The sequence below is a fragment of the Streptomyces coffeae genome, assembly GCF_016741875.1.
GTDB classification, from domain to species: domain Bacteria; phylum Actinomycetota; class Actinomycetes; order Streptomycetales; family Streptomycetaceae; genus Streptomyces; species Streptomyces coffeae.
The window spans coordinates 1-12,888 of sequence record NZ_JAERRF010000013.1; the positions used below are offsets into that span (position 1 = coordinate 1).

General features: G+C 72.0%; 13 protein-coding genes. 10 read left to right on the top strand and 3 right to left on the bottom strand.

The window, feature by feature from the left end; all coding sequences use genetic code 11:
- From JK363_RS22200 to JK363_RS22235, 8 genes are all read left to right on the top strand, one after another.
- A partial coding sequence (locus JK363_RS22200; protein ID WP_307821825.1) for a DNA-directed RNA polymerase subunit alpha C-terminal domain-containing protein occupies positions 1-361 on the top strand: 361 nt, incomplete at its 5' end.
- 112 nt (positions 362-473) lie between these two features.
- Positions 474-977, top strand: a complete 504-nt coding sequence (rplQ, locus tag JK363_RS22205) for a 50S ribosomal protein L17 (protein ID WP_201876753.1) — start codon at positions 474-476, stop codon at positions 975-977.
- Positions 978-1,064: 87 nt separating this feature from the next.
- Positions 1,065-1,940: a tRNA pseudouridine(38-40) synthase TruA gene (truA, locus tag JK363_RS22210; RefSeq protein ID WP_201876754.1), complete on the top strand. Its 876-nt coding sequence runs from the start codon at positions 1,065-1,067 to the stop codon at positions 1,938-1,940.
- A 226-nt stretch (positions 1,941-2,166) separates the two neighbouring features.
- Positions 2,167-3,045 (top strand): STAS domain-containing protein, encoded by an 879-nt coding sequence (locus tag JK363_RS22215; protein WP_201876755.1) that lies wholly within the window; start codon positions 2,167-2,169, stop codon positions 3,043-3,045.
- The gene (locus tag JK363_RS22220) at positions 3,042-3,452 is read left to right on the top strand and encodes an STAS domain-containing protein (protein ID WP_201876756.1); all 411 of its coding nucleotides are present in this window, start codon (positions 3,042-3,044) and stop codon (positions 3,450-3,452) included. The genes JK363_RS22215 and JK363_RS22220 overlap by 4 nt, the downstream gene beginning before the upstream one ends.
- Positions 3,436-3,909: an anti-sigma regulatory factor gene (locus JK363_RS22225; RefSeq protein ID WP_201876757.1), complete on the top strand. Its 474-nt coding sequence runs from the start codon at positions 3,436-3,438 to the stop codon at positions 3,907-3,909. Before JK363_RS22220 ends, JK363_RS22225 begins: the two co-directional genes overlap by 17 nt.
- Positions 3,906-4,931 carry a SpoIIE family protein phosphatase gene (locus JK363_RS22230; protein WP_307821826.1) on the top strand — a complete coding sequence of 342 codons (1,026 nt, stop codon included), beginning with the start codon at positions 3,906-3,908 and terminating at the stop codon, positions 4,929-4,931. Before JK363_RS22225 ends, JK363_RS22230 begins: the two co-directional genes overlap by 4 nt.
- On the top strand, positions 4,928-6,232 hold the full coding sequence (locus JK363_RS22235; RefSeq protein ID WP_201876758.1) for a PP2C family protein-serine/threonine phosphatase: 1,305 nt from the start codon (positions 4,928-4,930) through the stop codon (positions 6,230-6,232). Before JK363_RS22230 ends, JK363_RS22235 begins: the two co-directional genes overlap by 4 nt.
- On the opposite strand, the gene JK363_RS22240 is transcribed toward JK363_RS22235, so the two are convergent.
- Both JK363_RS22240 and JK363_RS43865 read right to left on the bottom strand, forming a co-directional pair.
- Positions 6,233-6,889, bottom strand: coding sequence for a hypothetical protein (locus JK363_RS22240; protein ID WP_201876759.1), 657 nt, complete (start codon positions 6,887-6,889; stop codon positions 6,233-6,235). It lies immediately after the preceding gene.
- A 97-nt stretch (positions 6,890-6,986) separates the two neighbouring features.
- Positions 6,987-9,101, bottom strand: coding sequence for a glycosyltransferase (locus JK363_RS43865; protein WP_201876760.1), 2,115 nt, complete (start codon positions 9,099-9,101; stop codon positions 6,987-6,989).
- Between the two features lie 240 nt (positions 9,102-9,341).
- On the opposite strand from JK363_RS43865, the gene JK363_RS22250 reads away from it, so the two are divergent.
- Positions 9,342-10,118 (top strand): hypothetical protein, encoded by a 777-nt coding sequence (locus JK363_RS22250; RefSeq protein WP_236076017.1) that lies wholly within the window; start codon positions 9,342-9,344, stop codon positions 10,116-10,118.
- A 14-nt stretch (positions 10,119-10,132) separates the two neighbouring features.
- Here the strand turns inward: JK363_RS22250 and JK363_RS22255 are convergent, their stop codons facing one another.
- Complete coding sequence (locus tag JK363_RS22255; protein WP_201876761.1) at positions 10,133-10,981, bottom strand: hypothetical protein; 849 nt, start codon at positions 10,979-10,981, stop codon at positions 10,133-10,135.
- Positions 10,982-11,052: 71 nt separating this feature from the next.
- Between JK363_RS22255 and JK363_RS22260 the strand changes: the two genes are divergently transcribed.
- Positions 11,053-12,672, top strand: coding sequence for an ABC-F family ATP-binding cassette domain-containing protein (locus JK363_RS22260; protein ID WP_201876762.1), 1,620 nt, complete (start codon positions 11,053-11,055; stop codon positions 12,670-12,672).
- The last annotated feature ends 216 nt before the right edge of the window (positions 12,673-12,888 follow it).

The window sequence follows — 12,888 nt, forward strand, 5'->3', positions numbered from 1 at the left end:
GGCCCGCGAGCTGAACGTGGACGCCGAGGGCATCGACATGGGCCCGTCCCCGACGGATGCCGCCCTGGCCGCCGATCTGGCGCTGCCGATCGAGGAGCTCGAGCTCACCGTCCGCTCGTACAACTGCCTCAAGCGCGAGGGCATCCACTCGGTGGGCGAGCTGGTGGCCCGCTCCGAGGCGGACCTGCTGGACATCCGCAACTTCGGCGCCAAGTCGATCGACGAGGTCAAGGCGAAGCTGGCCGGGATGGGCCTGGCGCTCAAGGACAGCCCGCCCGGGTTCGACCCGACCGCCGCGGCTGACGCCTTCGGCGCCGATGACGACGCGGACGCCGGTTTCGTGGAGACCGAGCAGTACTAGAACCTGCCGGTCCACTGTGGCTGAGGTCTTGTCCTCAATCGCCGGACGGGCTGGATTTTGTTCACTGACACCGGTACCTGACACGGCCGGTGCAGACACCTAGGAGAAACACATGCCGAAGCCCACCAAGGGCGCCCGTCTGGGCGGCAGCGCTGCGCACGAGCGGCTCATGCTGGCGAACCTCGCCACCGCGCTGTTCGAGCACGGCCGGATCACCACCACCGAGGCAAAGGCCCGCCGCCTGCGCCCGGTCGCGGAGAAGCTGGTCACCAAGGCGAAGAAGGGCGACCTTCACAACCGCCGTCTGGTGCTCCAGACCATCCGTGACAAGGGCGTTGTGCACACTCTCTTCACCGAGATCGCGCCGCGCTACGAGAACCGGCCGGGTGGCTACACCCGTATCACCAAGATCGGTAACCGTCGTGGCGACAACGCCCCGATGGCGGTCATCGAGCTGGTCGAGGCGCTGACCGTGCAGCAGGAGGCTGTCGGCGAGGCCGAGGCCGCCACCCAGCGCTCCGCCAAGGACGCTGCCGGTGACCAGGCGATCGCGGACCTGAAGAAGGACGAGGCCGAGGCCACCGAGGCTCCGGCCGAGGAGTCCAAGGACGCCTGAGCCGTCTGACGGCCATGGACGGGCCCGCCCCCAGCGACATCGGGGGCGGGCCCGTCCCGCATGTCCCGCGTATCGAGAGGAACTGTGGTGAGTGACGAGGCGGCGCCCGGCTTCGTACGGGTCCGGCTGGACCTGAGCTATGACGGCGCGGACTTCTCGGGCTGGGCGAAACAGCGGGAACGGCGCACCGTCCAGGGCGAGTTGGAGAGCGCGCTGCGTACGGTCACCCGCTCGTCCGAGACCTATGAGCTGACCGTCGCGGGCCGTACCGACGCGGGGGTGCACGCCCGTGGGCAGGTCGCCCATGTCGATCTGCCGGAGCCGCTGTGGGCCGAGCACCGGGACAAACTGCTGCGCCGCCTCGCGGGCCGGCTGCCGCACGATGTCCGCGTCTGGCGCGTCACCGAGGCACCCGCCGGTTTCAACGCCCGCTTCTCCGCGATCTGGCGCCGCTACGCCTATCGCGTCATCGACCACCCCGGCGGTGTCGATCCGCTGCTGCGCGGCCATGTGCTCTGGCACGACTGGCCGCTGGACGTCGACGCGATGAACGCCGCCTCGACACGGCTGCTGGGCGAACACGACTTCGCGGCGTACTGCAAGCGCCGCGACGGCGCCACCACCATCCGCACCCTTCAGCGGCTGAGCTGGGAGCGCGGCGCGGACGGCGTCATCACCGCCACGGTGCGCGCCGACGCCTTCTGCCACAACATGGTGCGCTCGCTGGTCGGCGCGCTGCTCTTCGTCGGCGACGGCCACCGCCCCCCGGACTGGCCCGGCACGGTGCTGGCCGCGGGTGTGCGCGACTCCGCCGTCCATGTCGTCCGCCCCCATGGACTGACCCTCGAAGAGGTCGGCTACCCCGCCGATGACCACCTCGCGGCGCGCAACCGCGCCTCCCGCAACAAGCGTTCCCTCCCGGGCGCGGCCACCGCGGTGGACCTGAACGCGGGGTGCTGCTGAATCCCCTTCCACCGCGGGCGGGTGTGAGCCGCGCGCAGGGGGGTACTCGGCGCCGCGTATGGCGTCGGGAGTCGGCTGAGCGCCGCGGCGGAAGGCGACGGAAGGCGGGGGAAAGCGGCGGGATGGGGACGGTGGGATGGGCGGGAATCGTCTTCCGGGGTATCTGGAAGATCGATAGCATTTGCCGTCCGACAACTGAGCGCAGGCTGCCGCGAAAGGGATGCGCGTGAGTACCAGTGAGGCCGCCGTACGGGAACGCCTGACCAGGGCTCTGCGTGAGCGGGACGCGGAAATCGCCGACCGCTGGGTGGAGTTGCAGCTGGAACAGGCGCTGCTGGGGACGGACATCAGTGAGGCCGAACTCCGCGAAGAGGCCGATGCGTTGATCGACGCGCTGGTGCCCGGGCTGGAGAGCGGGGCACCGGTGGACCGGGTCGTCACCTCCAACTCCGGTCTCCAGGAAGCGGTGGTGCGGCTGTCGATGCGCCGGGCGCGGGGCGGGGCCACCCCGACGGTGACCTCGCTCGCGGTGCTCGCGCTCAAGGAGGCGCTGCTCAAGGCGGTGCAGCGGGAGACCCGGGACGCCGAGGAGCTGTTCGCGTCGGCGGTGTTCATCAACCGGCTGCTGGATGTGGCCGGAGCGCTGTCGTTCGAGACCTATGTCGAGGGCCGCGAGGAGATCATCCGGCGGCAGAGCCAGCAGTTGATGGAGCTGTCGACGCCGGTGGTGCGGCTGTGGCGGCAGGTGCTGGCGGTGCCGCTGATCGGCACCCTGGACACCGCCCGGACACAGGTGGTGATGGAGAATCTGCTCCAGGCCATACAGGACCACGAGGCGCTGGTCGCGATCGTGGACATCACGGGTGTGCCCACGGTGGACACCGCGGTCGCCCAGCATCTGATGCAGACCGTCAACGCGGTACGGCTGATGGGCGCGGACTGTGTGATCAGCGGGGTCCGGCCGTCGATCGCGCAGACCATCGCCCAGCTCGGTATCGATCTGTCCGCCATCCTCACCCGGGCGACGCTGGCCGACGCGCTGGCAGCCGCGATCAAGCTCATCGACGGTCCGGGCCCCGACGGGGACGACGGAGAGGGCCGGTGACCGCGCCCCGCCCGGCGGGCGTGCCGATTCTGCGGCTGGGTGATGTGCTGGTCACCGGGCTGCTCAATGAGCTGGACGACGGGGCCGCCATCGCCTTCACCGAGGAGCTGACCGAGCGCATCTCGGCGGAGGGCGCCCGCGGGGTGCTCATCGACATCTCACGGCTGGAGATCATCGACTCCTTCGTGGCGCGCACCCTGATGGAACTGACCACGGTGGCGCGGCTGCTGGGCGCGCGGGTCATCGTGGCGGGGATGCGGCCGCCGGTGGCGATCACGCTGGTCGAGCTGGGGATCGAACTGGTCGGGGTGGAGACCGCGCTCAACCCCGAGCAGGGGCTGGCCGCGCTGGGGTGGCGGCAGGCCCAGCAGTCCGTGGAAGGGTCCCGGCGTGGCGCTGCCCGGTGAGTCCGCCCTGGCGTCGTGGGGGAGGGCGGTCCCCACGTCCGCGGAGGAGGGTGCTCCCGCACCGTCGGCCCATGTGGTGCGGACCGAGGAGGATCTGCTGACGGTCCGGCACGCGGTGCGCGCGGCCACGGTGGAGGTCGGCTTCGGCCTGGTGGACCAGACCCGGGTGGTCACGGCGGCGAGCGAGCTGGCCCGTAACGCGTATGTCCACGGCGGCGGCGGCACCGTCACCATCGAGTATCCGCGGCGGCCGGGCGCCCGGGGGCTGCGGCTGGTGGTCAAGGACGACGGGCCGGGTATCGCGGATCTGGACGCGGCGCTGACCGACGGCTTCACCACGGGCTCGGGCCTGGGCCATGGACTGGGCGGTGCCCGGCGGCTGATGGACGAGTTTACGGTGCAGACCGGGCCGGGTGAGGGCACCGTGGTGACCGCCACCCGCTGGACGGCCCGGTGATCCGTCACCGCGCGACCCCCACCGCCGCCGTACGGGTGGACCACCACAGCGCGGTGCAACTGGCCGCGGTGACCGCGCGCGGTGTGGCGCGGGACTGCGGACTGCCGGGCGCGCTGCCCGACCAGGCGGCGGTGATCGCCTCGGAGCTGGCGAGCAATCTCGACAAGCACGCCAGCGACGGCACGCTCTACATCCAGCCGACCCCGCTCGGCGCCGGAGTGGAGATCCTGGCCGCCGACCGCGGCCCGGGGATGCCGGAGCTGGAGCGCTGTCTGACCGATGGCTACACCACGGCCGGCACGCTGGGGGTGGGGCTGGGCGCGGTGAGCCGGATGGCCACCCACTTCACCATCCGCACCGGGACCGACGCCGGTGGCGGGACGTGGGCATGCGCCCGGCTCACCCCGCCCGGCGACCGCGAGACCGCGCTCCAGGACGTGGGCTCGGTGTGTCTGGCGGTGGAGGGGGAGGAGGACTGCGGTGACGCCCGCGCGGTGGTGCAGACCGGTGAGACCCGCACCGCCGCCGTCCTGGACGGGCTGGGCCACGGCTCGCGGGCGGCCGAGGCGGCCCAGGTGGCCCTGCGGTCCTTCCTCGCCGACCCCGGTCGGCCGCTGCCCGATCTGCTCACCGCGATGAACCGCGCCCTGCGCCGCACCCGGGGGGCCGCCGTCGGGCTGCTGCGGCTGCGCCCGGAGAGCGCCGACTACTGCGGTATCGGCAACGTCCGCGCGCTGACCCTCTCCCACACGGGGGTGCACCACCGGCTGACCGGGCAGCCCGGGGTGGTCGGCTGGAGCATGCCGACACCGCGCACCCACGGCTTTCCGGTGCCGCCGGGGGCCACCGTGGTGCTGTACAGCGACGGTATCGACTGCCGGTGGGCGCGTGAGCCGTCGCCGTCCCTGCTGCGCCTGCCCCCGTCCCTGCTGTCCGCGGCGCTCGCCCACGGCCACCGTCGCCTCCGTGACGACGCGACGGTCCTCGCGTCCAGATCCCCACAGACACCGAGGCTGCCATGACGACCCGGACCGCTGGATGCGCCACCAAGGCGGAGCTGTGCCGGGCCGTACGACGGCTGGCCCATGACCACGGCCTGGATCCCGCGCTCCGGGGCCGGCTGGTGCTGTCGGCGGCCGAGGTCGCGGCGGAGGCCGTACGTACCGCCGAGGGCACCAGCGTGACCTGGTCGTTCGAGCCGGACCGCAATGCGCGGGGCAGTGGTCTGGGCGTGCTCACGGTCACGCTGCGCACGGCCCGGCCCCCGGCCCCGCGGTCGGTGACGGAGCTGCCGCTGCCCGCGGACGCGGTGCACGGCCTGGATGTGGTGTGGCGGCTCCCGGCCCGCGCGGCGGCGACCGGACCGGTCGGGAACGGCGGCCCAGCAGGCGGCTCCGTCAACGGTGGCGGTTCGTCCGACGACGCCGCGCTCGCCGACGAGGAGTTGCGCGCCGTGATGGCCCGTGCCGACGCGCTCACCGCCGAGCACCGCAGGCTGAAGGACGAACTGGAGGAGACCAACAGCGGGGTTCTCGCCCTCTACGTCCAGCTCGACGAGCGCGACGAGCAGTTGCGCACCGCCCACGGCCAGACCCTGCGGGAACTCGAGGACGCGCTGCGCCCCTCCCCGCTGGAGGTCGAGGGGCTCGAACTGGCCGTCCACTACGCGCCGGCGGGCACCGACGCCCCCACCGGCGGGGATCTCTACGACTGGTTCGTCCTGCCCGACGGCACCGTCCACATCACCATCGTGGACGCCCTCGGACACGGCGTGACCAGTACGCGCAGCGCGCTCAATGTCACCCACGCCGTGCGCACCCTGACCCTGGAGGGGCATCACCTGGAGTCGATCGTGGCGCGGACCGACGAGATCCTGCTGCCCTTCGACCGGAGCGTGATGGCCACCGTGCTGCTGGCCCGGGTGAATCCGGCCTCCGGTGAGCTGCGGGTGGCCAACGGCAGCCATCCTCCCGCGCTGCTGCTGCGGGAGGACGGAACGGCCCGTTATCTGGAGGCCCGTGGGCGCGGGATCGGCTTTCCGATGCCCGGAAGCGACCGGCTGGTCGGCGAGCGGCTGGCCCCGGGCGACCTTCTGCTGCTCTACACCGACGGCCTCACCGAGAGCCGGAGGGACCCGATCGAGGGCGAGAAGCGGCTGATGGAGGCCGCGCGGAGCCACCGGGGCCGCCCGACGGAGGACATCCCCGGCGCGATCGCACGGGATATGCACACCGTGATCCTCCACCCGGACGACACCCTCGCCCTGGCTGTCCGGTTCATCGACGGCCGATCGCCGGATCGGCCGCCGACGGCTGACGGGTGATCACCGGGCGGGACCCAGCCGCTGCCCCGGGATCCGGCCGGGGCGCTGTCCGCCCCGGCTCTGCTGCGGCAGCACCGGCCGCCGCGAGGGGTGCCGACGGCGTAGGCCCCTGTCCTGGGGCTGGGCGCGGACCAGCTCCTCGAACAGGGAGCGGGCGGAGACCAGTGCCTCACGCATCCGCTCGGTCTCGACCTCGCCGCCACCTCGGGTCTGCGCGGCCATCAGATGCAGTCGGCGGTAGCCGTCGACGGTGTAGGCGTGGCGGACGGACATCGCGTCCATCTGCTCCTCGTGGGACGCCGAGGCGTAACCGCGCTCGACGGCCAACTCACCGAGCAGCCGGTCGGCTTCCCGCACCGCGTGGGCCGGGGCGTCGACGAACTGCTCCTGAAGGCCCGCCCACCGTGCCGCGTAGCTCTCACGGGCCTCCGGTGACAGGCGCTGTACCGGCAGATTGCCGTAGTGACGGACCCGCTCGCTCAGCTCCCACAGCGCGGCTTTCTCATCGCCGTTGTGCCGGGAGACGGCCCGGTCGTACTCGGGGCCGAACCGGTTCATGAGTCCGCCGCGGCCGCTCTGGCGGACCGACGGGGCGAACACCAGCGCCGCCATGGCCCCCAGGGCCGCCACCAGGATGATGAGCGCAACTGTTGACATCGTTATGCCTTCCGCAGAGGTTTCCTCGCTCGAGGCTGATATCACCGAGTGTTACCGAAGTCGCCCGGGCCAAACACACTCCGTTGGCTTCGGGGTCTCAATTCACCGTGGTGGGGCATGCGATGGCCAGGTCACCGGCCCGGGTGAGATACGGGCGCACCCCGTGGCCGACCGGGTGGAGATCGGTCCGGTCGCGGTCGAGGATGTCGCCGATGATCCGTCCGAGGGTGATCGGGGCGGTGGAATCGGGGGACTTACGGAGCGTCAGCTCCCACCGGGCGGATCCGGAGCGGCCGTCGCGGGCGGCGTGGATGCGCTCGTAGGGCAGGGTGAAGCGGAACCGTCCGCCGTCCAGGACGGCGACGTCCGCGTACAGGGCGCGGCAGGCGCCGCGCGGCGTGGCGACGGCCCGCGGGGAGGTGCCGGGTCCGAAGCGCACACCGTGCAGGGTGCCTTCGACGGTGATTCCGTCGTCGCCCGCATGGATCTCCCGGGCCTCGGCGTGGGACGGGCGGTGCCAGGTGCGCAGCGCGAGATGGCCGTCGACGGTGGGATAGGGGATCCACCAGCAGAACGGGGAGCCGGGCAGCGGCTCCAGGCCGAGCAGTCCGCGTCCTTCGGCGTAGCGGCTGAGGACACGGCGGCGGGCGCCGTCGGAGGGGCGTACGACATGCAGGTCCCAGCGGCCCTCGGCGAGGTCCAGGACGCCGCGGTCGAGGGTGGCCGTCCAGGGTCCGGCGGGCGCGGTCGGCGGGAGGAGCGGCACCCGGACCGGTTCGCTGCCGTCGTCGGCGTGGCGGCGGGTGAGGGTGAGCGCGAGTCCGCTGCCGTGCACGCCGTCGGGCTCGATCAGGAGCGACAGCCGGCCGTCGGGGGTGACCCGGCAGTCGGCGACGGGGCGCAGGGGTTTGCGGATCAGCGCTCTGACCGCGCCCTTGAGGGAGGCCAGCGGGGTGCCGGCCGGGTGTCCCGCCGCTCCCTGCCGTGGGATGCCCGGCATGAAGGCGCCGGTGCCATACCGGGTGGCGGCGGCAGCGGGGGGCGGGGTGCCGCGTGCGGCGTAGAGTTCGGCGAACAGTTCCTCGTACGCGGCGGCCACCCGCTCCGGTGCGTAACGCCGGGCGGACTCACGGGCCGCGGCGGCCATGGTGCGGCGCAGCGCGTTGTCCTCGATCAGGGTGAGCAGTCCCTTGGCGATGCCGTCGGCGTCACCGGGCGGGACGAGCAGACCGTCCCGGCCGTTGGTGATGATCTCGCCGGGACCGTGCGGGCAGTCGGTGGCGACGACGGGCACTCCGCAGTGCATGGCCTCCACGATCGTCATGCCGAAGGACTCCTCACGGGAGGTGACGGCGGCGATCGCGCCCTTGGCCCATTCGGTCTCGATGGGCGAGTGGGCGCCCATGAGGGTGATCCGCGCGGTCAGGCCGAGGTCGTCGATCTGGCGGCGCAGCGCGGGCTGTTGCGGACCGCGGCCGTAGATCCGCAGCCGCCAGTCGGGGTGTTCGGCCGCGACCGTCGCCCAGGCGCCGACCAGCAGGTCGTACCGTTTGACCGGGATCAGCCGCCCGGCGGCCACCACCAGTTTGGCCCGGCCGTCGGAGGGCTCGACGCCGGTGGCGGGCACGGCGTTGGGCAGGGCGGTCAGCCGCCGGGTGGGGATCCCGGGCAGCCGGGCGCGGTGGGTGGCCGCGTCCGCCTCGGAGACGGCGGTGTGCGCGTCGAGGCGGGCGATCGCGGTGTCGCAGGCGGCGCGGATCTCGGCCCGGTGGGTGCCGTAGAGCCGGTGCTCCTGGCCGATCCGCAGATAGCGGCCCTCCCGGCCCAGGGCCGCGAGAGCGATGACGAGGCCGGGGCGGGTGGCGATGACCACATCCGCGTCGGTGCCGTGGAGATGGGCGGCGATGCGTTCGTCGGTGAGGGCGTTGAAGTTGACCGTGCCCTGCGCCTCCGCGGCGGGGACATGGGCGCTGGGCCGCTCCAGCAGCGGATGGCCGAGGTCGGTCGATCTGCCCTCGGCGGCGGGGCGTTGGTCGATCAGAGGGCTGAGCCGGACGGCGGGGTGGAGGGGCAGACTCGGGGAGTCCACGGTACGGATGACGGAGACGATCTCCACGGTGTGCCGTGCCGCGAGAGCACCGGCCACATTGAAGGTCGACCGGATGGTGCCGCCGATCCCGTAGGCGTTGTGCAGCAGAAAAGAAATCTTCACGGTGATCGCCGTGCGGCCCGGTCCGGCCGCCGCGACTGCCCCCTTTCCGGATGCGCTCCGGTCGGTCAGTCGGTAAGACAGGCGCCGGTCGGAAAAGTTGCTTGTGCCTGTCGTCAAGGGACATGCGCCACAATGCGGGCGCGCCGTGCAACTGTCGGACGCTCCCGGCGGTCCGCGCATGGGGGGCGATACCGGATCGTGAGGGAAATCCCTTGGTGTGCCGCGCCCCACCGTTGTTGGATGACCTCGGACAAGAGGGCGGGGCATCGATCAGAGATGGACGGAATCGTGATGAAGTCTGGTACGCGTGTTGTCGTCGCGGCGGCAGTGGCCGCGACGCTCGGTCTGCTGACCGGGTGCGGCGGCGACAGTGACGATGCCAAGGGCAAGGGGGGCGGCGTCAAGGACGAGCGGACCGCGGCCGCCGCGCCGCTGTCCGCGGCGCAGTTGGAGAAGGCCGCCGTGACCAAGGCCGATGTCAAGGGCTTTGAGATCGAGAAGATGTCGGAGAAGGAGTTCTCCGACGGCGGGTCCGCCAAGGCCGAGAAGGCCGCATGCCAGCCGATCGCCCAGCTGATGGGGTCCTCGTTCGACCCCGCGCCGAAGGCGTCCGTCTACCGGACGTACGCCCAGTCCAAGGGCGGGAAGCTGGGCGGCTCCGGCTTGATCCGGCTCTCCACGTACGGCGGCGGTGACGCCGAGCGCACGGTCAAGGACCTGCGCGGCGCCGTGTCGGCCTGTCAGGGCGGGTTCGCCGCCAAGGACGGCTCCGGGAAGAAGTCCGATGTCGCCAAGGTGACTCCGCAGGCCGACCCCGGGCTGGGCGATGAGTCGCTGTCCTTCAGCCTGCTGGACGCGAGCAAGGACAAGGCCGTGGTGAAGTTCGCCGTGGTGCGCGCCGGTTCCCAGCTGAGCGTGTTCTTCGGGGTGAACCTCATGGACGCAAGCAAGTCCGATGTTCCGGCGGAGCTGTTGAAGGCGCAGACCACCAAGCTCGAGAAGGCGAACGCCTCCTGAGGACGGCGCGGGCGTCAGTCGGTGGCCGAGGCCGCCGCTGACGCCTGGGTGTTGCCGCGGGCCAGGATGCGGCGGAAGGCGTAGTCCGCGAGGTCGCGTCCGGCCCCCAGCGCCTTGGTGTCCGACGTGGTCACCGACTTTCCCGAGGTGTAGCCGGATATCGTGAAGTAGGCGTAGCGGCCGATGGCGTTGGTGGATCTGCGGCACACCGGGCCGTGGCAGAAGTTCACACCGCCCCCGGTCAGGGCCGCGACCCCGCCCTCGGCCTGCTTCTTCGCCTTCTCCGCCGCGGCCTTGGTGTCGAAGACGGCGACGCCGACGGTGACCGCGACCCCGTTCCGGGAGTAGGTCGCGCGGAACAGCTTGCGGCAGCCGTTGCCGCTGAGCGCCGGGGCGAGCCCGCCCTGAGCCACCGAGGCGCAGTTGGAGGCGGTGGACGTCGCCGCCTTCGTATAGCCGCGCCCCTGGGTGACCGCCTTCTTCTCCGGGAACAGGGTTCCCGCACTGAGCGGCGCCTTGTCCCGCTTCGCGCTGGAGATGATGTCCAGCGGCTTCGGCGGCGCCGGTGGGGCCACATTGGAGAAGGTGGGCTCGGGGGTGGATGAGCCGCTCGGCAGATCCTGCGGTGTGGGCAGCCGGCTCGCCGACGCGTTGGAGCCCGAGCCCTTGTTGTCGCCGCTGGTCACCGCGATGGCCACGATCGCGGCCACGGCGCCCGTCGCGAGCAGTCCACCACCGGCCAGCAGCCATGTGCGGCGCCTGCCGCGCGCGGCGGTGTCGTCCGCCAGCGCGTTCCAGTCCGGTGTCGGCGGCTGAGGCGCCCCACCCCCGGGCCCGTACGGTCCCCCTTGCCCAAAGCTCATGGCCCGCATCTTAATCCGCCCAGCTCATAAACCGGTTGGCCTGCCCGTGGCCACGAGGTCACAATCCGGGCATGGGTCATCTGGAGGCGGCACACCTGGAGTACTACCTGCCCGATGGACGGGCCTTGCTCGGCGATGTGTCGTTCCGGGTCGGGGAGGGCGCCGCGGTCGCACTCGTCGGGGCCAACGGCGCGGGCAAGACCACCCTGCTGAGGCTGATCGCGGGAGAACTCCAGCCGCACGGCGGATCGGTGACGGCTGGTGGCGGTCTCGGGGTGATGCCGCAGTTCGTGGGGTCCGTACGGGATGAGCGGACCGTGCGCGACCTGCTGGTCTCCGTCGCCCGGCCGCGGATCCGCCAGGCCGCGAAGGCCGTGGACGACGCCGAGTACGCGATCATGACGCGGGACGACGAGCCCGCCCAGATGGCCTACGCCCAGGCGCTCAGCGACTGGGCCGAGGCCGGTGGCTATGAGACCGAGACCGTGTGGGACATGTGCACCGCGGCCGCGCTCGGCGTCCCCTATGACCGCGCCCAGTGGCGCGAGGTGCGCACCCTCTCCGGCGGTGAGCAGAAGCGCCTGGTCCTGGAGTCGCTGCTGCGCGGCACCGACGAGGTGCTGCTGCTGGACGAGCCGGACAACTATCTGGACGTCCCCGGCAAGCGCTGGCTGGAGGAGCGGCTGCGGGAGACCAAGAAGACCGTGCTGTTCGTCTCCCACGACCGGGAGCTGCTGGCCCGCGCCGCCGAGAAGATCATCAGCGTTGAGCCGGGTCCGGCGGGCAGTGACGTCTGGGTGCACGGCGGCGGCTTCGCCACCTACCACCAGGCCCGCAAGGAGCGCTTCGCCCGTTTCGAGGAGCTGCGCCGCCGCTGGGACGAGGAGCACGCCAAGCTGCGCCGCCTGATGCTCACCTTCAAGCAGAAGGCGGCGTACAACTCGGACATGGCCGGGCGCTACCAGGCCGCCAAGACCCGGCTGCGGAAGTTCGAGGAGGCGGGCCCGCCGCAGGAGCCGCCGCGCGAGCAGGACATCCGGATGCGGCTGAAGGGCGGCCGCACCGGGGTGCGCGCCGTCACCTGCCGGGGGCTGGAGCTCACCGGGCTGATGCGCCCCTTCGACCTGGAGGTCTTCTACGGCGAGCGGGTCGCGGTGCTCGGCAGCAACGGCTCCGGGAAGTCCCACTTCCTGCGGCTGCTGGCGGGTGAGGACGTGGCGCACACCGGGGAGTGGAAGCTGGGCGCCCGGGTCGTCCCCGGCCACTTCGCCCAGACCCACGCCCACCCCGAGCTGGCCGGGCGCACCCTGGTGGACATCCTGTGGACCGAGCACGCCCGGGACCGGGGTGCCGCGATGAGCGCGCTGCGCCGCTACGAGCTGGAGCGCCAGGGCGACCAGCCCTTCGACAAGCTCTCCGGCGGACAGCAGGCCCGCTTCCAGATCCTGCTGCTGGAGCTGACCGGGACCACCGCCCTGCTGCTGGACGAGCCGACGGACAACCTGGACCTGGAGAGCGCGGAGGCGCTCCAGGAGGGGCTGGAGCGTTACGACGGCACGGTGCTGGCCGTCACCCACGACCGCTGGTTCGCCCGCTCCTTCGACCGCTTCCTGGTCTTCGGCGCGGACGGACGGGTCCGTGAGGTCACCGAGCCGGTCTGGGACGAGGCCCGGGTGGCGCGTAAACGCTGAGTGGCCGGGGTGTGCCCGAGTGGTGCCGGGTGTGTTTTGACCCGTCCGGGGGCGGACCGGTATTCTGCCAGTTCGTTATGCGTATTGGCTTGCTCGTTCTCACGTGAGAGGCCGTTACGCCGGTCCACCGGGCCGATGACCAGCGGCAATGCACCCGGATGCGTCACCGAGGTGCGGCCAGGGCTGTCGTGATCGTCCGGGTGGCCTTGTAAGGAC